The sequence below is a fragment of the Pseudoalteromonas sp. 11L1 genome (assembly GCF_055397545.1).
On the sequence record NZ_AP041142.1, the window covers coordinates 325,636 to 345,778 of the forward strand.

At 39.2% G+C, this 20,143-nt stretch carries 18 protein-coding genes; 8 read left to right on the plus strand and 10 right to left on the minus strand.

All coding sequences use genetic code 11. The annotated features are described in order from the left end of the window. Positions 1 to 215 precede the first annotated feature (215 nt). The 9 genes from hisIE to ACZ5WS_RS17255 all read right to left on the minus strand — a co-directional run bounded on the left by hisIE (position 216) and on the right by ACZ5WS_RS17255 (position 8,872). Positions 216 to 830, minus strand: a complete 615-nt coding sequence (hisIE, locus tag ACZ5WS_RS17215; protein WP_464712095.1) for a bifunctional phosphoribosyl-AMP cyclohydrolase/phosphoribosyl-ATP diphosphatase HisIE — start codon at positions 828 to 830, stop codon at positions 216 to 218. Then, complete coding sequence (hisF, locus tag ACZ5WS_RS17220) at positions 821 to 1,600, minus strand: imidazole glycerol phosphate synthase subunit HisF (RefSeq protein WP_464712096.1); 780 nt, start codon at positions 1,598 to 1,600, stop codon at positions 821 to 823. The genes hisIE and hisF overlap by 10 nt, the downstream gene beginning before the upstream one ends. Continuing rightward, complete coding sequence (locus ACZ5WS_RS17225) at positions 1,582 to 2,316, minus strand: 1-(5-phosphoribosyl)-5-[(5-phosphoribosylamino)methylideneamino] imidazole-4-carboxamide isomerase (protein WP_464712097.1); 735 nt, start codon at positions 2,314 to 2,316, stop codon at positions 1,582 to 1,584. The genes hisF and ACZ5WS_RS17225 overlap by 19 nt, the downstream gene beginning before the upstream one ends. A 32-nt stretch (positions 2,317 to 2,348) precedes the next feature. Next, complete coding sequence (hisH, locus tag ACZ5WS_RS17230) at positions 2,349 to 2,939, minus strand: imidazole glycerol phosphate synthase subunit HisH (protein WP_138606536.1); 591 nt, start codon at positions 2,937 to 2,939, stop codon at positions 2,349 to 2,351. Next, positions 2,936 to 3,997, minus strand: coding sequence for a bifunctional histidinol-phosphatase/imidazoleglycerol-phosphate dehydratase HisB (gene hisB, locus ACZ5WS_RS17235; protein ID WP_464712098.1), 1,062 nt, complete (start codon positions 3,995 to 3,997; stop codon positions 2,936 to 2,938). The genes hisH and hisB overlap by 4 nt, the downstream gene beginning before the upstream one ends. Continuing rightward, the gene (hisC, locus tag ACZ5WS_RS17240) at positions 3,994 to 5,082 is read right to left on the minus strand and encodes a histidinol-phosphate transaminase (RefSeq protein ID WP_464712099.1); all 1,089 of its coding nucleotides are present in this window, start codon (positions 5,080 to 5,082) and stop codon (positions 3,994 to 3,996) included. The genes hisB and hisC overlap by 4 nt, the downstream gene beginning before the upstream one ends. After that, positions 5,072 to 6,373: a histidinol dehydrogenase gene (gene hisD / locus ACZ5WS_RS17245; protein ID WP_464712100.1), complete on the minus strand. Its 1,302-nt coding sequence runs from the start codon at positions 6,371 to 6,373 to the stop codon at positions 5,072 to 5,074. The genes hisC and hisD overlap by 11 nt, the downstream gene beginning before the upstream one ends. 5 nt (positions 6,374 to 6,378) lie before the next feature. After that, a complete protein-coding gene (hisG, locus tag ACZ5WS_RS17250) occupies positions 6,379 to 7,278 on the minus strand; it encodes an ATP phosphoribosyltransferase (RefSeq protein ID WP_464712101.1) in 900 nt (299 codons plus the stop codon). A 643-nt stretch (positions 7,279 to 7,921) separates the two neighbouring features. Beyond that, positions 7,922 to 8,872 carry a GlxA family transcriptional regulator gene (locus ACZ5WS_RS17255; RefSeq protein ID WP_464712102.1) on the minus strand — a complete coding sequence of 317 codons (951 nt, stop codon included), beginning with the start codon at positions 8,870 to 8,872 and terminating at the stop codon, positions 7,922 to 7,924. 196 nt (positions 8,873 to 9,068) lie between these two features. Here ACZ5WS_RS17255 and ACZ5WS_RS17260 point away from each other — a divergent pair, with 196 nt between their 5' ends. The 7 genes from ACZ5WS_RS17260 (at position 9,069) to ACZ5WS_RS17290 (ending at position 17,593) form a co-directional block, all read left to right on the plus strand. Further along, positions 9,069 to 9,689: a transglutaminase-like domain-containing protein gene (locus tag ACZ5WS_RS17260; protein WP_178957127.1), complete on the plus strand. Its 621-nt coding sequence runs from the start codon at positions 9,069 to 9,071 to the stop codon at positions 9,687 to 9,689. A gap of 129 nt (positions 9,690 to 9,818) precedes the next feature. Next, positions 9,819 to 10,046 (plus strand): hypothetical protein, encoded by a 228-nt coding sequence (locus ACZ5WS_RS17265; RefSeq protein ID WP_178957126.1) that lies wholly within the window; start codon positions 9,819 to 9,821, stop codon positions 10,044 to 10,046. Positions 10,047 to 10,347: 301 nt separating this feature from the next. Then, on the plus strand, positions 10,348 to 12,525 hold the full coding sequence (locus ACZ5WS_RS17270) for a M4 family metallopeptidase (protein ID WP_464712103.1): 2,178 nt from the start codon (positions 10,348 to 10,350) through the stop codon (positions 12,523 to 12,525). A gap of 88 nt (positions 12,526 to 12,613) precedes the next feature. Continuing rightward, positions 12,614 to 14,467, plus strand: coding sequence for a M28 family metallopeptidase (locus tag ACZ5WS_RS17275; RefSeq protein WP_464712104.1), 1,854 nt, complete (start codon positions 12,614 to 12,616; stop codon positions 14,465 to 14,467). Between the two features lie 96 nt (positions 14,468 to 14,563). Continuing rightward, positions 14,564 to 16,480, plus strand: coding sequence for an ATP-dependent DNA helicase (locus ACZ5WS_RS17280; protein WP_464712105.1), 1,917 nt, complete (start codon positions 14,564 to 14,566; stop codon positions 16,478 to 16,480). A gap of 8 nt (positions 16,481 to 16,488) precedes the next feature. Further along, entirely contained in the window at positions 16,489 to 17,190 is a 702-nt protein-coding gene (gene tsaB / locus ACZ5WS_RS17285; protein WP_138606520.1) for a tRNA (adenosine(37)-N6)-threonylcarbamoyltransferase complex dimerization subunit type 1 TsaB, read from the plus strand. A 73-nt stretch (positions 17,191 to 17,263) separates the two neighbouring features. Beyond that, the gene (locus tag ACZ5WS_RS17290; protein WP_198522602.1) at positions 17,264 to 17,593 is read left to right on the plus strand and encodes a hypothetical protein; all 330 of its coding nucleotides are present in this window, start codon (positions 17,264 to 17,266) and stop codon (positions 17,591 to 17,593) included. A gap of 114 nt (positions 17,594 to 17,707) precedes the next feature. On the opposite strand, the gene ACZ5WS_RS17295 is transcribed toward ACZ5WS_RS17290, so the two are convergent. Further along, complete coding sequence (locus ACZ5WS_RS17295) at positions 17,708 to 18,997, minus strand: alkaline phosphatase (protein ID WP_464712106.1); 1,290 nt, start codon at positions 18,995 to 18,997, stop codon at positions 17,708 to 17,710. Positions 18,998 to 19,183: 186 nt separating this feature from the next. Here ACZ5WS_RS17295 and ACZ5WS_RS17300 point away from each other — a divergent pair, with 186 nt between their 5' ends. Beyond that, a complete protein-coding gene (locus tag ACZ5WS_RS17300) occupies positions 19,184 to 20,035 on the plus strand; it encodes an alpha/beta fold hydrolase (RefSeq protein WP_464712107.1) in 852 nt (283 codons plus the stop codon). Positions 20,036 to 20,143 lie beyond the last annotated feature (108 nt).

Genomic DNA, 20,143 nt, shown 5'->3' on the forward strand with positions numbered 1-20,143 from the left:
GGAGCAGTTATCGAGCCCACTAGGTTGCAAACCTCGCGCCGGGATTAAACCGCCCCTAGTTTGAACAAATATTAATCCGCAAAGGTCAGCAGACCCTAGTTAAAGGATACCTATGGGAGAGAATAAATGCTATTGAGAGGCTGAATTAAAAAGAAAAATTATGGCTTTGTCTAACGATGTGCACCACATAATGGCGCACACAGTAATCGTTGTATTTACTTATGACGACCTTGTAGGCAAGCAACTACATCAGTGAGTTCTAACCCTTGGCGTTGTAGTAGTACAACGAGATGATACAACAAATCGGCCGATTCGTTGGTAAGTTCATTGTTGTCATGTTTCATTGCTGCAAGTGCCACTTCTACACCTTCTTCACCTACTTTTTGACAGCTACGGCTTAAGTCTTCTGCGAACAGTGACGCAGTGTAGCTTTTTGATGGGTCATCATTTTTACGCTCAACAATGACATCTTCTAATTGTGCTAAAAAGCTTAAGCTTGGTTTAGCATCATCGCCAAAGCAGCTTTGTGTGCCTAAGTGGCACGTTGGGCCCTCTGGGTTAGCCATTACTAAAATTGAGTCGTAGTCACAATCGGTATGAACCGATACCACATTTAAGTAGTTTTCTGATGATTCGCCTTTAGTCCATAAACGCGATTTAGAACGCGAATAAAAGGTCACTTTATTGCTCTCAAGCGTGACTTTTAACGCTTCGCTGTTCATAAAGCCTTGCATTAAAATAATGCCAGAGCGGGCATCTTGAACAATAGCAGGGATCATTTCGCTTTTAGCAAAATCAACTTGGGTTTGGTTTTGTTGTGTTAATTGCATAATCTTGCTGCCACTTGGTTATCGGTTAAAAATTGTTTTAATTCGCCAATGTTAATCACATTTTTGTGAAAAACGCTTGCTGCCAATGCGCCATCGACTTCGCTTTGTTTAAATACATCAACAAAGTCTTGCATACTGCCTGCACCGCCTGAGGCGATTAAAGGAATATCACACAGCTGGCGTATTTTGCTGAGTTGCTCGTTGTCGTAACCGTTGCGAACACCATCTTGGTTCATACAATTTAAAACGATTTCGCCTGCACCTAAGTCTTGTACGCGTTTAACCCATTCCTCGGTTTTGTAACGTGTGCGGCTTGATGCATTAGGATCGCCGGTTAATTGATACACTAAGTATTCGCCGGTTACTTCATCGTAAAAGCTGTCAATACCTACAACAACACATTGCTTGCCAAACTCATCGTGTAGCTCTTTTATGAGTTCAGGGCGTGCAATAGCAGGGCTGTTGATACTTATTTTATCGGCACCACGCTCTAAAACGCGTGCTGCATCGGCTACTGATTTAATACCGCCAGCCACACAAAATGGAATATCAATGTGGCGGGCAATGCTCTCTACCCAGTTAACATCAAGTAGGCGTTTTTCAACACTTGCGCTGATCTCGTAAAAAACCAGTTCATCGGCACCAGCATCGCTGTATGCTTTTGCCATTGTTAAAATATCGCCCACTATTTCATGGCCTTTAAATTCAACGCCTTTTACTACTTGGCCGTCCTTTACATCTAAACACGGGATTATGCGTTTTGATAACATGCTAACGCCTCCTCAACACTAAATGCGCCATCAAGTAGTGACTTACCTAAAATTACGCCGCCCACACCAAGTTCATTGAGCTTTTTAATATCATCTAACGAGCTTACCCCACCTGAGGCTTGCACTTTAATATTTGCATTATGATTAATTAAATCTTCATAAAGCGCAAAAGAAGGGCCCGTCATGGTGCCATCCTTACTGATGTCCGTGCATAAAAAGTCAATAACACCCAGAGCAACGTAAAAATCAACAAGCTCTAGTAAACCAAACTCAGATTCGTTTAGCCAACCGTGAGTTGCTGGTGCCCATCCGTTTGCAGCTTTATTAACATCAAGGGCAATTACAAAGTGCTCAGCACCAAATTGTTCAATCCAGGCTTTTACTTGCTCACGCTTTTCAACTGCCATTGAGCCAATAACCACTTGGTTTGCACCTGCTTTTAGCCAATCGCTCACGTCTTGCTCTGAACGAATACCGCCACCTACTTGGTAAGGTACGTTAAGCGATTTTGTTGCTGCTTGAATATGTTGCCACTGTTTTTTACTTGGATCGCGTGCGCCCTCTAAATCAACTAAATGTAATTTGGTGGCACCACTGTCGGCATACTCTTTTAAGCGAGCACCAAGCTCAAAGGGATAAAACTGTGCAGTATCGTATTTACCTTGATACAAGCGGACAACTTGATTTTGTAGTACATCTAATGCTGGAATAATCACTGTATTTCTCTTTTAAAAGCATGAAGAGCAACCTAAAGTTGCCAATCAATAAAATTTTGTAATAAACGCGTGCCCACTTTAGCGCTGCGTTCAGGGTGAAATTGCATGCCTGCATAATTGTCTTTAGCGACAATTGCAGAAAATGTTTGCCCGTATTCGCTGCTGACTAGTGTGGCGTTATTAACGGTATGGGCGAAACTGTGCACATAATAAACCTGATCGTCTGCATGCAAACCTTGAGTCAACGGGTGCGCTTGTTGAACAGATAGGTTATTCCAGCCCATATGCGGCGACGTTAAACTGCCAACATCAAGGGCTTTTATTTGCCCTGGTATTTTACCTAAGCACTGCACATTACCTTCTTCAGTGCTTTCGCACAGTAACTGCATCCCCAAGCAAATTCCCATTAGCGGGCGCTGATATTCGTTAATTGCTTGCTGCCAACCATTATCAACCAAACGCTTCATAGCAACAGATGCATGACCAACACCGGGTAAAATAGCACGTTCATAGCCTGCTAATTGTTCTGGCGAAGTAATCACCGTAGGGGTTTTCCCTAAACGCTCAAATGCAAACCGCACTGAGTTAATATTGGCACAGCCGGTATTAATTATTGCAATCATAAACATCCCTTAGAGCTGGCTGTTTGTTGGCTGGTATCTTGCGCAATAGCCATACGCAAAGCACGAGAAAACGCTTTGAATAAGCCTTCCACTTGGTGATGACAGTTACCATCACTTACCGATAAAATAAGGCTAATTGCGGCGTTATCACTTAAGCTTTTAAAAAAGTGCTCAACCATTTGTACGTCTAAATCACCGGCTTTTTCACGACTAAAGTTGGCATTTAATACAAATGATGCTCGACCTGATAAATCAATTTGTGCCTCTGCTTTACATTCATCCATTGGCAGTGCAAAACCATAGCGCGCTATTTGCGATTTAGTGCCAAGCGCTTGTTTAAGCGCAACGCCCAGTGCAATACCAATGTCTTCAACAAGGTGGTGCTCGTCTATGTGTAAATCGCCTTTGGCTTTAATGTTTAAACCAATGTTGGCGTGCGTGCGAATTTGATCCAGCATGTGATCAAAAAAACCAAGGCCAGTTTCAATGCTGCCATTTTTCGTTTGATCAAGGTTAACCGCTACATCTATTTGCGTTTCTTTGGTGTTGCGTGTCACACGGCCTTCACGGTTAGCTGTGGTAAGCTTAGTGACAATGGCAGGCCAGCTACCATCATATAAAATACCTTCACAACATAAGTTTTGCGCAAGACCAATATCTGTTTGGCGATCGCCAATTACATATGAACGTGCTAAATCAACCTTGCCTGAGCGCATCAGTTCGGTTAGTAAGCCTGTTTTTGGTTTACGGCAATCACAGTTTTGTTCATCAAAATGTGGGCAAATTAATACTGACTCAAAGCTAATGCCTTGGCTTTGTAAGATGTCCATCATTTTGTCTTGAGCAATATCGAAATCGGCAGTTGGAAAGCTGTCTGTGCCCAAGCCATCTTGATTCGATACCATCACTAAACGATAGCCTGCTGCTTGCAGTTGCAATAAGGCAGGAATGACACCTGGTAAAAACGCTAGTTTTTCAAGGCTGTCGACTTGTTTATCGGTGATTGGCTCTTCAATAATAGTGCCATCGCGGTCTATAAATAAATAGGGGTTACTCATGATACTTCCTGTTGTGCTGCGGTTTGTGGCAATTGCAGGCCATCTAACCAAATTTTTACTTGTTCTAATTCTTGCTCATTACCAATTGAAATACGTAGCCAATCATCTTCATTAAATAAGGTGAAGGCGCGCATTACTAAGCCTTGTTTAAGCGCTTGTTTAAAGTAATCCTTGTTAGCTAACTTTAAAGTAACGAAGTTGCCTTCACCAGTGAGTATTTTTAATACTGCAGGGGAGGCGTTTAACCAGTCAATAAGCTTTAACTTTAAGCTATTTAAAATCGTTACTTGGCGACGCATTGAGGTAATGGTATCAGGGGCAATGGCTTGTGCTGCAATGCTGGCCACCACACCCGATACCGGATACGGTGCAATGACTTTACGAATAGGCGCTAATACACTGGCCTGAGCGAGAGTAAACCCTGTTCTTAAACCCGCGAGTGCGAATGCTTTTGAGAGTGTACGAAGCACAACAATGTTACTAAACTCGTTTATAAGTTGTGTTGCACTTTGCTCTGGACAAAACTCTATGTAGGCTTCATCAACAATCACTAATGCTTTACCTGCAAGCGCAGTGGCAATGGCTTTTACTTTATCTAGCGGCGTTAAGCTTCCAGTTGGATTATTTGGATTACAAATAAACACTAGTTTTGAGCTACCCACAGCGGCAACTATTTCATCCACGCTGCCATTAAATAAAAGCGCTTGTGTTAGGCCATTGATTGCGACGTTGTGTGTATCGGCCGTTACTTTGTACATACCATATGTTGGTAAAAATAGTGCAATACTGTCTTTTGACGGTTCACAGTAGGTACGTACTAATAATTCAATGCCTTCATCGGCACCGCGAGTCATTAATACATTTTCGTTTTCAAGCTCAGCATAGGCAGCGTAGCGGTCAATAACCAATTTAGGCTGAGGGTCGGGGTAACGATTCAAGTCTTCAATTGTTATTTCAAGGTTTTTAGCATACGGGCTTTCATTCGCATTGAGCCACGTTGTACCGGTTAACTTTTCACTTTTAGCTGAGCTATACGCAGCAAGCGCTGCAATATTATCAGGTAATAAGCCGCTATCATTGCTCATTTTTTATTGCCTCTAAACGAATTGAAACCGCATTAGCGTGGGCATCTAGGCCTTCTGCATCTGCTAAGGGTAAAATAGCTTTTGAAAGCTCAGTTAAGCCACGTTTACTGATGGTCTGTACTGTGTAAGTACGGAAAAAATCAAGTAAATTCAAGCTAGAATAAGTTGCACTGTAACCATAAGTGGGTAACACGTGATTAGTGCCTGAGGCATAATCGCCCGCTGACTCAGGGGTGTAATCGCCAACAAATACAGAGCCTGCATTCTTTACTTTATCTAAATAAGGAGTGGCATCTGCAAGTTGTAATATTAAGTGCTCTGGCCCATATTGCGCTGATACGTCAAACGCTTGAGCTACTGAATCAACTAGAATAAGTGACGAATTAGCCAATGCCTGTTTGGCGGTGTTTTTTCGGCTTAAGTTGGCAAGTTGACGTGTGAGTGCATCTTGCGTTTGTTCAATAATGGTTTCACTGTTACATAATAAAATAACTTGTGAGTCAGCCCCGTGTTCTGCTTGAGAGAGTAAGTCTGCAGCAATAAACTTTGGGTTTGCACGTTCATCTGCAATCACTAATACTTCTGATGGCCCTGCTGGCATATCAATCGCCATACCTGGAATCGTTTGTGCGACTAACTGTTTTGCCATAGTGACAAAGCTGTTACCCGGACCAAAAATTTTATTTACTTTAGGAACAGACTCTGTGCCATAGGCCATAGCAGCAATCGCGCCTGCACCGCCGCTTTCAATAATTGTGGTGATACCACATAATTTAGCGGCATATAAAATAGCCGGGTTAATTGCTTTATCACCTTGTACTGGGGTGGTTAATACCACGGTTTTTGCACCGCTTAACTGCGCCAATACACCTTGCATAATAACCGATGACGGAAGAGGGGCACTCCCTCCTGGTACATAAATACCGACTGCTTCGATGGCTTGATATTTCAGTTCACAGTCAACGCCGGGTTGAGTCGATAACTTAATATCTTTTGGCAGTTGCGCTTGGTGAAAACATTTCACATTGGCATAAGCGGTATCAATTGCATACTTAAGCTCTGGGCTTAGCATTTTCTCAGCGGCATTAATTTCATCAAGTGGAACACGTAAACGCGGCTTGACTCTATTATCGAACTCTTTTGCTAATGCAAGTAGAGCGGCATCGCCTTGTGCATTTACTTTTGCCAAAATAGTCTGGCAAATGCTTTCTACTTTTTCACTTGCTGATACAGCAGGGCGCATAAGCGCCGCTGCCTGAACTTGTGATGTTTCCTCATTCCAACGAAGCATTGTTGTTACTCCATCATTTTTTCAATTGGCATAACTAAAATAGAATTGGCACCAAGGGCCTTAAGTTGTTCCATGGTTTCCCAAAATAGGGTTTCACTGCTCACCATGTGTAGGGCAACATATTCATCATTCCCCGCAAGAGCCAGTAATGTAGGTTGGCCAGCGCCAGGTAAAATCTCACAAATTTCATCAAGCTTGTATTTTGGTGCGTGTAACATAATGTATTTGCTTTCTTTAGCTTGCTTTACACCACGTAAACGCGGCATTAGTTTATTGATGAGCGCTAATTTTTCAGGATCTTGTAGTTGAGTGTTTTGGATTAAACAAGCATTTGACTCTAAAATGGTATCACCCTGCATTAAGCCATTTGCTTCAAGTGTTGCGCCAGTAGAGACTAAATCACAAATCGCATCGGCAAGTCCTGCTCGTGGCGCTACTTCCACTGAACCTGTTAACATTACTGTACTGGCGTTGATGCCTTCGCGTTTTAGGTATTGACTTAAAATTTCTGGGTAAGTGGTTGCTATGCGTTTGCCTTCAAACCAGCTTTTGTCTTGTTTACCAAGTTCTTGTGGCCATGCAAGTGCTAAACGACAGTATCCAAAGTCAAGTTTAGCAAGCTTTGTTACTTCACTCGGTACACCTTGGCGTTCTCTTTCTGCTTGCACTTCAACTAATACGTTTTCGCCAACAATACCTAAATCACATACACCATCCATAACTAAGCCTGGAATATCGTCATCGCGCACACGCAAAACGTCGATAGGCATGTTGGTTGAGTGTGCTATTAGGCGCTGCTCACGAAGATTGAGTTTTACACCCAGTTGTTTAAGCAGATCTTGACAATCTTTAGATAGGCGGCCACCTTTTTGGATGGCGATACGAAGACGATTACTATTATTCATTACTCATTTTCCTTTAATTTAAAAACTAAAAACCCCGAGGGAAACCTCAGGGCGAAAATGAATCTTGGTATGTTGATTCGCCAGAGGTTTCCTTTTAGGAACAACCTCTCAGCGAAAGACCTGACAGGTTATTCCGATGAATGATGGTGGTGATGTACAACTGTCAGTGAATTAAGCATTTTTATATCCTGTTTAGCTATTCGTTACTATGTTAACGCTTAGCTGCTGTTTGTTTAATAAATTTCGCATTTATAAAAACATATTCACTAACATCATGGCAAGGAAAATTTTCTTTAATTAAAGAATATCTTATAACTGCCGGTACTAAGGATATAACCCATTTAAATTAGTGTTACATGAATTGTTTGATTTTCACTCATCAATGGACTGAGTTTTTGAAGGGTGTACGCATAGCTATGATGCCCACTTATTTGGATAAAGTAATCGGTTTGTAGTATGAGTTAAAGGTATGTCTTATATCGCAGATGTGTAAAACGGTGCAGCTACCAAAAATTACAACTTGAATTACAAAAAAGAAAAAACGAAGTGCTTTATAAAGAGCAAACTAAATCACAAAAAACGGTAATTAAAATGATGATGGAATTGAACTCTTGGGCTTAAATCATTATTTAAACAAAGTTGATTAATCATTTTTACGCCACTTTGCAGGTGTTAACCCTGTGCTTTTTTTAAATAAACGAGAAAAAAAGCTACTGTTTTCATATCCTACGTCTATTGATATTTCGTTCACGGTTTTATCTGTTGCTAATAACTGTTTTTTGGCTCTATCTATGCGCACTTCTTGTACATACTTGTTGATTGATATACCTGTTGCTTGTGAGAATCGCCTTTTTAAATTGCGCTCACTAAAGTTAAATTGTTTTGCTAATTTATTGATAGTGACTACACCGCTTGAGTAATTATGAATCCAATCTTGTACTTCGTTAATTTTTTCGTCTCTGTGATTATTAAATTGAGGCAAAATAAGGTTTAACTTACCAGAGTCAGAAATAAGTAAATGAGTAGCGCACTGCTGAGAAAAACGATCGCCTTTGTCTCGAGCAACAAGGCTTAAAAGTACGCTAATACCCGCTTCAAAAGAGCCCGTTGTATATATATTCTCCTTTCTTAAATACGATTTATGACTAATAAATTGGCAATCAGGAAATAATCCACTTAGCGGCTTGACTAAGCTCCAATGTGTAGCAATCACCGTTTTATTTAATTTACCTGTTGCCGCTAAAAAATAAGAGCCATTACTTAAACAAAGAATAGACGTATTACTACTTATTTTAGGTTTTAACCATTCAATAATTAACTCAGTGCCCCGTGGCATATTTTTTAATTTAGAACCTTCTATCGGCGGTATAATAACTAAGTCATACTGCTTATCAGTAAGTGACTTATCGGCAATAACCAGTGAATTACTCGAGCTTGTTATAGGTGCACCGTCGGTCGTTATTATTTCTACGTTATAACTTTGAGGTAATGAGTAATGTGTGTCGAGTAAAGAAACAATGGTAAAAAAGTCTTTAGCTAAAAATACGCTAACAGCCCAGCAGCCCTCATAGGCAATAATTGCTATATTTTTCATAATTCTTATGGCCCAATCGGACTATTTAAAATGCCTGTGCAGACATAGTATTTTAATTTTTGTATAAGTAACATTAAAAGATACTTTAAAGACTTATATAGTTTTAAAGTTATTGTTTTAAAATGCTTTTTTACTATTAAAAAACATAGTTAAACTATCTGTAATTACAATAAATACATTCATTAAGGGGACAGGTTTGAAGCAGTACTTACAAAATGATGCTTTTTTCAATCACAAGCATAATGAAATTAATAGCTGGCTAAAAAAGGTAAAAGGTAATGACGAACGCACTAAGGCCGTTTCAATATATTACCTTGTAAGAGACGGAATTAAATATGATCCTTTTACACTTTTAGATGGGGCAAAGTCACTAAGTAGTGATTATTGCTTAAATAATAAAGCAGCATATTGTATTCCAAAGGCATCATTACAAATAGCATTAAGCCGAGCTTGTGATATTCCTGCACGGTTAGGTTTAGCTGATGTTCGTAACCATTTGAGCACTCCTAAATTAGATGAGTTACTAAAGAATGAAGTGTTTACAATGCATGCTTACGTGGAGCAGTTTATTGAAGGTGAATGGGTTAAATCGACCCCTGCTTTTAATAAGGAACTATGCGACTTAGTTAAAATAAAACCGCTAGATTTTGATGGGGTTAATCATTCTTTATTTCATCAATTTACTACAGATGGTAAAAAGCACATGGAATATTTAAAAGATCACGGTCAATATGCTGTAATGCCAACAGCATTTATTAATCAAAATTGTGAGCTTTATTACCCGCATTTAAAGCTTAATTTTAGCAATATTGAATAATGTATTAATTGATATGACAGCAAGAAAATTTAATGAATATTTTACAGCTGCCGATAACATTAACAGTATTGCGTTATTTATCAACAGTTTTATATTTATAAAATTACGCCTAACCTGCTGGAGGTACACATGGATATAATGATCCCCTATTTAGGGCAAATTACCCGTTTAGCGCTTGAATCTAAAGGTGCTTTTCATATTGCAGGGGTGCAACAAAGCGCTAGAGCAAAACAAGTTGAACTTGAAGAGCGTAAAAAGAAAGAGATAGAAAAGCAAAAAAAAATATCGACAACAAATGCTGATGAACATAATAAAAATACAGATGGTAACGATAAACACCTCGATACATGGGCATAACAATTGAATATGCCCTCCACTTTTTCGTAATTCTTATTACATGCCTTTCTTTTTACAAATTACAATCTCGATTTTGTAACCTTAAATTTACAAATTGAATATTTAAAATTCATTAAAACGAAATTAAAAATCATTCTGCATTGATTTTTAATACTTTATTTTTGTTGGCTCATACTTTAATTGTAAATTTTTTGTTTAATTTCCATTTGGTTGTTTTGTGACCTACGCTGATCCTGAATCGGGAACAGGTAGTGCCGGTTAGTATAAATATACTATTAACAAAACAAAATGGAGCGTAACCGTGAATTTATCAAAAATCACAATAGCAACCCTTGCAGCTTTTACACTAGTACAAGCACCAGCAGCGGTAGCTGCGAATAAAAAATACCTTAGTGAGCAGTCAAATAACATCAATAAAGCGCAAAGTAGTGTTGTATCACTTAATGATACTAACCTAGCTGCAAAAATTGGCTTGGAGTCAGGGAATAAATTAGTCGTAGTAAAAGAAATTAAAAGTAAAAACGGAGATATAACCAAACGATATCAACAGTTCTTTAACGATTTACCCGTTATAGGAGATACCGTTAGCTTAACATTCAAAAATGGCCAGCTAAAACACTCTCACGGCGCTGCTGTTTATGAGCTTGCTACAGATATTAATAGCGTTACTCCTAAGTTAAGTAAAAATAAAGCAATTACAAAAGGGTTGCAACAATCAGATATAGCAATAAAAACCGCTGATTTGAAAAAGTATAATGAAAAATCTCAACTAGCAATTTGGCTAGACGAACAAGGTACTGCTCATTTAGTTTATGAGGTGTCTTATGTAACTTATGGTCGAAACCCTGCGAGACCTTATCAAATTATTGATGCAAACAATGGAGATATTCTATTTAGCATCGATAACCTCCAACATGCTGATGCGACTGGTCCAGGTGGAAACTTGAAGACGGGCAAATATGTTTATGGCACTGATTTTGATAGTTTGAATGTAACTCAATCGGGCAGTAATTGCGTGATGGAAAATAGTAACGTTAGAACTATTAATTTAAATGGTGGGACGAGCGGAACAAGTGCTTATTCATTTACCTGTCCTGAGAATACCTTTAAAGAAATTAATGGTGCTTACTCACCTTTAAATGATGCACATTATTTCGGCAACGTAATTTATAACATGTATAACGATTGGATTGGTACGCCACCATTATCTTTTCAATTAAAAATGAGAGTGCATTATAGCAACAATTATGAAAATGCATTTTGGGATGGCAGTGCAATGACTTTTGGAGATGGTCAAAATACATTTTATCCACTTGTAAGCTTAGATGTATCAGCCCATGAAGTAAGCCATGGGTTTACCGAGCAAAATTCAGGTCTGATCTATAACAGCAAATCAGGCGGGCTGAATGAAGCTTTTTCTGATATGGCAGGTGAGGCTGCAGAGTATTACATGAAAGGAAGTAATGATTGGCTTGTAGGTCAAGACATATTCAAAGGTAATGGTGCTTTGCGATACATGAATAATCCAACACAAGATGGGCGCTCGATTGATAAACAAAGCGATTATACTAGTGGTATGGATGTACATTACAGTTCAGGTGTTTACAACAAAGCGTTTTATAACCTAGCCACGACTGCTGGATGGAATACAAAAAAAGCATTTGAAGTGATGGCGCGTGCTAATCAACTGTATTGGACTGCCAGTACTAACTGGGATATAGCCGGTAATGGTGTCATGGACGCAGCCTGTGATCTAAACTACGACACACAGGACGTAAAAGCGGCGTTAAGTGCTGTTGGTGTAAACTCTAGTTTGAGTGCTGGTAGTTCGTGTGATTCAGGTTCCGAAATAGAAGCGCTTTCAAATGACATCCCACGTACGGGGATCAGCGGTGCAGCCAAACAACAAATATTCTTTACGCTTGATGTGCCACAAGATGCAGGTAACTTATCATTTACCACATCAGGTGGAACAGGCGATGCTGATTTGTATGTAAAATTTGGTTCTAAGCCAACGCTAAATAGCTTTGACTGTAATAGCACAACGTCAACAAGTAATGAAAGTTGCGCTATCGGTAATGTTCAAACCGGTACTTATTATGTAATGGTTGAGGCATGGAATCAAATCTCAGGAGTCACATTACTTGGCAGTTATGATGGCGATACTGGGGGTACAACGCCTATAAATCGAACTGAAGAAAATGTAGCTGTAAGCTCTGGAGGCTGGACTCGATTTACGCAAAGTTTAGGTTCAGGTTATAGCTCACTTAATGTTTCAATTGCGGGTGGCAGTGGCGATGCGGATTTATATGTAAACTTTGGAGCAGCATCAGATACAAATACTTATGTTTGTCGCCCATATAAAAATGGCAATAACGAAAGTTGTACTATCGATAATCCACAAGCAGGGACTTGGCACATTGATTTACAAGGATACCGCAATGCAAGTGGTGTAACGCTTACTATTCAAGCTAACTAAATCAATTCCTAGGGGAGCGTCCGCTCCCTTTTTTATCTTAGTCATATCACTTTCTATGAATATAGCTTGATTTAAAAGGAATCAATTTATGAAACGTTTATTAAATATTGCGTTAGTTAGCGCTAGCGCCTTAATTGTTCAACCACTGTATGCACAAGACAACGAAAATATATGGGTGACAATAGATCCTATTGCAGCAAAGCATTATCAGCAGACTAAAAAAACAGTAAGTAAATCACATCAATCATTAACTATTCATGCAACTGAGCTAGATACCGTTAATTTTTTAAAGGTTAAGACCTCGGATGTAGCACAGCTGAGTGAGTTTATGCATGATAATTACCATCGGTGTGGTGGTTTTGTAGCGCATGAATCACTAGATGAAGCAAAACAATATACTGAACAGTTGGCAGCTGTGCAAAACCAAAACACCTTAGCTTTTGATTATAATATTGATAATGCGCAAACAACACAGCAACTAATTAATCGTATTAGCCCTAATAATTTAACAAATACTGTTAATTCAATGAGTAGCTTTTACAATCGCTACTATACAACTCAAACTGGGATAGATGCATCTCAATGGTTAAAAGATTATTGGCAACAGTTAGCGGCAAGTCGTAGCGATATCAGCGTTGAATATTTTACTCATAGTTGGGCGCAGTCGTCGATTATAGTCACAATACCTGGGGAAGAAAAAGCTGATGAAATTGTTATCATAGGTGGACATTTAGATTCAATTAACCAATCAAACCCTACAAATGGACGTTCTCCTGGTGCCGATGATAATGCATCAGGTATCGCTGTATTATCAGAAGTACTAAGAGCAATTGTTGATAATGACTACAAGCCGCAAAGAACAATTCAAATAATGGGCTTTGCAGCTGAAGAAGTTGGCTTGAGGGGGTCAAAAGCGATTGCCTCAGCATACAAATCACAAGGAAAAAATGTTGTTGGTATGGTGCAGTTTGATATGACTGGTAATAACGGTAGCAATGAAGATATTGTGATGATGACAGATTACACAACAAATGCTCAAAACCAGTTTCTAGGTCAGCTAATCGATACTTATTTGCCTTCTGTTAGTTACGGTTTTGACCAATGTGGATATGGATGTTCTGATCACGCATCTTGGTATCAACAAGGGTTTACAGCATCTATGCCATTTGAGTCGAAAATGGCTGATATAAATCGATTAATTCACACCATTAATGACACTAATTTTGACGCTGATCATGCTAGTAAGTTTGCAAAATTAGCTGTTAGTTTCATATCGGAAATGGCAAAAAATGCAGGCGATGTGATCCCCCCAATTGGCGACGAATTACAAAACGGTGTTACGGTTGCCGGTATAACAGAAAGTTCAAAAGCGGAACGTGTATTCACATTAAACGTACCTGACAACGCGACTAACTTAAACTTCATTACATCCGGTGGTTCTGGTGATGCCGATTTATACGTAAAATTTAATTCAGCACCTACCTTAACAAGCTTTGATTGTAAAAGTACAACCTCTTCAAGTAATGAGAGTTGTGAAATAGGTAATGCCCAAGCGGGCGTTTATTATGTCATGGTTCAAGCATGGAATGCGATTACGAATGTTTCTTTAACCGGTAGCTATAACGAAGGTAACACAGCAGAACCTATCAATCGTGTAGAAAATAATATTTCGGTAGCAGCAAACAATTGGAGCCGATACACACAAAATCTTGATGCTGGCTATTCGTCATTCATAGTTAACATTAGCGGCGGCAATGGAGATGCTGATTTATATGTAAATTTTGCAAGCCCATCTACAGAATCTGTTTATCAATGTAGGCCATTTAAAAATGGTAATTTAGAAACTTGTAATATTGATAACCCACAAGCAGGTACTTGGTTTATAGATTTAAAGGGCTATAGTTCTGCAAGCGGAGTTACCTTATCTATTACGGCACAATAATAATTAATAGGGGGACAATGCCCCCCTTATTATATAACTTAATTACTTGCCCTTGATGTTTCGCTTACGTAGAATCCCGCTATTATTTTTTACAAAGTGATTGGTATTATCAAACAGCTGTTTAGTGCGACCGGGCCTTTGGCTTTATCAATAGATGGATATACACCACGCCAGCCTCAAATCGATATGGCGGTGGCTGTTAATGATGCATTAAAAACCCGATCTCAACTTGTTGTTGAGGCAGGCACTGGCACAGGTAAAACCTTTGCCTATTTAGCTCCCGCTCTTAAATCTAAAGGTAAAACCATCATCTCAACGGGTTCTAAAGCACTGCAAGAGCAGCTTTATCATCGTGATTTACCGGTATTAGTAAAAGCCTTAGGTGCTGCTAAGAAAACGGCCTTGTTAAAAGGGCGCGCCAATTATTTGTGTACGTATCGACTAACTCAGCATGTGGCACACGTACCAACAGACGACCCTGATGTTATGCATCAGCTTGCTATGGTTGCAAAGTTTGCCAGTGAGACCCACAGCGGTGATCTTGCCGATTGCATTGGTATTGAAGAAGACGCCAAAGTGCTACCTTATGTAAGCTCAACCGCTGATAATTGCTTAGGCAAAGAGTGCCCTGACTTTCAAGAATGCTATATTCGCAAAGCGCGTTTAAAAGCGGCTGATGCCGATGTTGTAGTAATAAATCACCATTTGTTTTTTGCCGATATGGCGGTAAAGGAATCAGGTTTTGCAGAGCTTATGCCTAATGCGGATGCCTACATATTTGATGAAGCTCACCAATTAAGCGAAATTGCCAGCGACTATTTTGGCGAAACAATGAGCACCAAAAAGCTGGTGGATTTAATTAACGATTTGCGCGCTATTTATCGCGCTGAAATCCCCGATATGCTGCAATTAGGTAAAAGTTTAAATAAACTCGAAACCAGTGTCGCTGATTTAAGGTTGCAGTTTGGGGTAGATGGTAGCCGTGGCGATTGGCGCGAAAAGCTCAGTAATAAGCTTATTTGCTCGGCATTACATCGCGTAATTAGTGATTTAGAATTTGTGTATCAGGTTTTAAAGTTATGCTTAGAGCGCAGCGATAAAATAGAACATCCGTTTGAACGAGTTTTGGCTTTTAAAGGCCAGTTAGAACGTGTATTTGATACCGCCCAAACTGGGTTTAGTTACTGGTACGAAACCACTAGGCGCTATTTAACAATAAATATAACGCCATTAAACGTATCGGCAAAATTTGCATTGATGATGAAAGAATCTGGTGCGGGGTTTGTATTTACCTCCGCCACGTTATCGGTCGACAATGAACTGAGCCACTTTAATGCAAGCCTTGGCTTAAAGCCAAAGCAAAGTATGATGGTGGATAGTCCGTTTGATTATGCCAATCAGGCGTTGCTGTGCTTACCCCGTTATTTACCACAATCTCATGAAGATAATATGCCTCATGCTATTGTAAAACTGACTTTAGAGCTCATAAAGTCGGCTAAGGGGCGTTGTTTTGTGTTATTTACTAGTTATCGTATGATGCATTTAGTGGCTGAGGGTTTAACGACGCAAATGGACTACCCAGTTTATATGCAAGGGCAAATGTCTAAACGAATTATACTAGAAAAATTTACTCGCCATGGTAATGCAGTATTGCTGGGCACCGCGTCATTTTGGGAAGGGGTTGATGTACGAGGCAGCACCTTAAGCTGTGTTATTATAGACAAGCTGCCATTTGCTGCCCCTGATGACCCTTTACTGCAAGCCAAAATGCAGGATTGCCAAATGCAAGGTAAAGACCCGTTTGCACATATTCAATTACCCCAAGCGGTGATTGCATTAAAGCAGGGGGTAGGTCGCTTAATAAGAGACAACAAAGATAAAGGCGTGTTAGTGATTTGCGATAATCGCTTAGTTACACGCCAATATGGACAAGTATTTTTAAAGAGTTTACCGCCAATGCGCCGTACACGAAGCTTAGAAGATGCCAATACATTTTTAAAACATATTAATTGAGTACAAAAATGATCAAAAGTAATATTCTCGCCCTAGATGCTTCTACAGAAGCATTATCAATTGTTTTGCATTATCAGGGTAAAACGTTTCATCATTTTGAAGAGTGCCCGCAGCAGCATAGCCAAAAAATTCTGCCACTTATTGATGAGCTACTAGGAAAAGCCGGTTGTAAACTAAAAGATTTAGACGTAATAGGATTTGGCCAAGGCCCAGGTAGTTTTACTGGCGTGCGCATAAGCGTAGCCATTGCACAAGGTCTTGCGTATTCAACTAATTTACCATTAGTCGGGGTATCTACTTTAGCAGTCATGGCACAGCAGGCATTAGAACAGTTTGGTGCTAACGATGTTTATTCTAGTATTGATGCGCGTATGGGAGAAATATATTTTGCTCAGTACCAAGCAAAAGATGGATTGATGACACTTAAAGGCGAAGAGCGAGTATTCAAACCTGAATTGTTAGATGCAACCTTGATAGATATAAACATTGATGCTGCAGGCGTAGGGACGGGGTTTAAAAGTTATCCTGATTCATTAACGGCATTTAATAATGTAACCATACAGTCAGAAATAAGCTTACCGGATGCACACTATATGTTGGCACTAGTAGAGGCGCAGTACCTTGCAGGTAAGGGTGTACAAGCCAGTGATGCACAACCAAAGTATGTGCGTGACACGGTAACATGGAAAAAATTACCGGGCCGAGAATAAGATAAACCCGGTTGTTTGCAAATTAAGCGATTTTAAATCATAATTTAGTTATGTTGTTGGTTGGAGAAGCGCTGTGTCGCTACCTATAAGTTCTGGTTTTTTCACAGGTGATATACCTGGTAATGTGCGTTCTACTTCGGTAGTTCCGGTGCAGCCTGAACGAGTACTAGAGCAAGCCAAACTACAAAAAACTAATACCGATTATGTCAAAAGCAGCCCTGAAGGGCTTGAACTTGCAAAAGAGTTTACAAAAGCGAACAGCAAAGACAATCAATACAGCCAAACTATTTACGATCAACCCACAGCCCAAGTAAGCAAAGCGATTTCGACTTATACTGAGTTTGCTAATTTAGAGCGAAGAGCTGAAGTTCAAAATTTAATTGGTGTTGATATATACGCTTAGCTAATACCAATCCTTAAAATAGATCACTTAAATAAGAGAATTGGTATAAAATGAAAATAAGCAAATAAAAAGCCCGAATGAATCATTCGGGCTTTTTTAATTTCATTACTGAGATTATTGTTTTATGTAACCAATCAATTTTTTAGCTATATCGGTATTATTTTGAGAGCCAACAAAGTCATCACTATTTTTGCCATAAGCAAATACTTGTACATCAGACGCAGTGTGGCCGCCCGTTGTCCAACCTGTAAAGCTTAAGTCATTAATGATGCTTTTAACGGCTAAGTTTAGGGTTTTCTCACCCATAGCTTTGGCTTGTTTAAGCTTAATTTCGTTTTCAGCTGTAAACTCAATGCTCGTATTTTCCTGCCATACCTTTTTAAGATTATCTGACTCCATTAGTAATTTGGTCAATGTGCCCGCAGTGGCTTTAACACCTTTGATGATATCTGTTTCCCATTTATATTGGCCATGTGCACCAATAGTTAAACCACCTGTTGAGTGGTCTGCCGTGATCACCAAAATAGTGTCTGGGTTCTTATCTACATAGGCTTTAGCCGTTTCGATTGATTTAGCAAAATCATCCATTTCAGCCATTGCACAAGCAATATCATTTGCGTGGCCACACCAATCAATTTGGCTGCCTTCAATCATCACAAAAAAGCCTTTATCATTTTGCCCATCAAGCAAATCAAACGCTTTAGAAGTTAACTGCTTTAATCTTGTTGGGTTTTCATCAAGAGCAAATGGTAAGCCTTTAGGTGCATATAAACCTATAGCAGGCACTTGAGTGATTTGACCAAGGTTTTGAATATCATCGCCGTATTGATATCCAGCTTGTTTAAACTCTTCAACTAAGTTTCTGTCATCACGAATAAAGTACTCAGTGCCACCGCCTAACATTAAATCTACCGGTAATTTACCTGCAATTTTATTGTCAATGTAGTCATTAGCGATATCATCGTAGTTTCTTCTTGATTCATTATGTGCGGCAAAACTTGCTGGTGTTGCATGGTTTATTTGTGAGGTAGCTACTAACGCTGTTGTCATTCCTTGCTCTTTTGCAATTTCTAGCATGGTTTTAACAGGCTTTTTAGCTGTATCGACGGCAATAGCGCCATTATAACTTTTATGGCCGCTGCTAAGTGCAGTTGCACCTGCTGCGCTGTCTGTAACATAGGTATGGTCATCTGGATACGTGTGCGCCATGCCTTTTAATATGGTATCAAAAACGGTGGTTTCTATTTCTTTTGTTGTTGGGTCATCTTTGTAGTATCGATAAGCGGTTGTGAAAGCAGGACCCATGCCATCACCAATCATATAAATAACATTTTTAGGCGCTGTTTGAGCAAATGCTCCTGTTGTTGTACATAAAAGCGCTAATAAGCCGAACTGTTTTTTCATTGTGTGTACCCTTTAAGTGTACTTATTTTAATAGCGACTATTATTGTATACTGATGACGAGATAAATAAATGAATATGTTTATGAAATCTCCAATTTAAGTATGTGTTCTATAAGCTCGGTTCTATTATTTGTGTATTATCTCTTGTATGTTATTGCCATATCCAAACAAAAAGTAGAGGTTTGCATTGCAACCATTTTCTGTAAAAGCTAACGACTTAGATATACATGGCCTTCAATTTGGTAACGGTGAAGAGGTTGTTATTGCACTTCATGGTTGGTTAGATAACAGTGCTAGCTTTGCACCTATGCTAACTGACGTACCGTCAAATCAAACATGGTATTGTATTGATTTTGCAGGGCATGGACTATCATCTTGGCGAAGCCCTCAGGCACATTACTACTTTATTGATTATGTGGATGATGTGTATGCCTTAATCACAGCGCTTAAATTAAAAAAGGTACACTTGGTCGGGCATTCAATGGGCGCTATGGTTGCAGGGCTATTTGCTAGTTGCTTTAACGAGTATGTTAAATCTGTTTCTTTTATTGAAGGAATAGGCTGCGTTACCACACAAGCAAATGAAGTCGCTTCGCAGCTAAAAAATGCCATACTTAACCGGGCACGGTTAACCACTAAAAAATCTCGAGTATACACTTCAAAGCAGCAGATTTTTCAAGTACGAGCAAAAACAACGGATTTAAATGATGAATTAATCGCGTTGTTGATGGACAGAAATATAAAACAAATGCACAGTGGGTTTGAGTTAACGACAGATCCTAAGCTTAAAAATCACTCAGGTTTTCGATTTGATGAAGCGCAATGTATTGGTGCAATAAAAGAATTAATTGCACCATGTCAATTAATTTTAGGTGATCAAGGTTATCCATTTGTAAAACAAAACTTAGATAAGTATAGTAATTATTACAATAACTTGAGAGTATTAGAAGTGCCTGGTGGACATCATTGCCATATGCAAAGTAGTGGGCTATGTTTTGAACACATTCACGCATTTATGCTGCAAAGTAGTGCATGTTAATTGTATATTACCGATAAATGTGGGATTATCTCTAGATTAGAGTATTTGCTCAATTGTGAAAGTGCCTTACTTAGATTAAGGTTAATAAAAATATAATTATAACAGGGG